The sequence below is a fragment of the Pseudomonas sp. UFMG81 genome, from assembly GCF_015354575.1.
GTDB lineage: Bacteria > Pseudomonadota > Gammaproteobacteria > Pseudomonadales > Pseudomonadaceae > Aquipseudomonas.
Map to the genome: position 1 here is coordinate 1 of NZ_JACAFQ010000076.1, position 832 is coordinate 832.

At 48.6% G+C, this 832-nt stretch carries 1 rRNA gene; it reads right to left on the reverse strand.

What is annotated here, in order from left to right:
- Nucleotides 1–559: 559 nt before the first annotated feature.
- Nucleotides 560–675 (reverse strand): 5S ribosomal RNA (rrf, locus tag IX761_RS26985).
- Between the last annotated feature and the right edge of the window lie 157 nt (nucleotides 676–832).

Consider the following 832-nt stretch of genomic DNA (forward strand, 5'->3'; position numbering starts at 1 on the left):
TGTTAGGCCTGCCGCCAGCGTTCAATCTGAGCCATGATCAAACTCTTCAGTTCAATACTGCTTGGGTTTTTAAGAAACCCTAAACTTGGCTCAGCAATCTCAAATGACTATGTGATTTCTCGCATGGTCACTTGTGATGCTGATAATCTTTGTGACTATCAGTCCGTACTCACAAGCACCCACACGAATTGCTTGATTCAATTTGTTAAAGAGCGGTTGGCTTTAGCGTTTCGCTTCAGCCGAGGCGCGCATTCTACGCTTTCCTCATTTCGTGTCAAGCGTTTATTTTGAAGTTTTTTCCGAGAAACTCGTTTAGCTTCAAACACTTGACTCGCTGCGATCTCTCGTAGCGGGAGGCGAATCATACAGCGTTACAACCTGCTGTCAACCACCTTTTTTCACCGCTATCGATCGCGAGGCCGAAGTGAGCCACGCGGAAGTTGGCACCGGCGTTGCCGATGTTCGCCGGCAAGCCGGCTCCTACAACGGGCGCAATGTTTTTGGCCCATAAAGACAAAACCCCTACCTGCATGCGCAGATAGGGGTTTTGCGAAATGAATCTTGACGATGACCTACTCTCACATGGGGAAACCCCACACTACCATCGGCGATGCATCGTTTCACTGCTGAGTTCGGGATGGGATCAGGTGGTTCCAATGCTCTATGGTCGTCAAGAAATTCGGTTGCCGGTCTGTCTTTGCAGACAACCCAGCCAATTCGGATATGTGAATTTGTGAAGTTGCGAACTTTCGGNTCTTTCGTCTTCACCACCACAATCTGCAGTTGCAAATTGCTTGGGTGTTATATGGTCAAGCCTCACGGGCAATTAGTA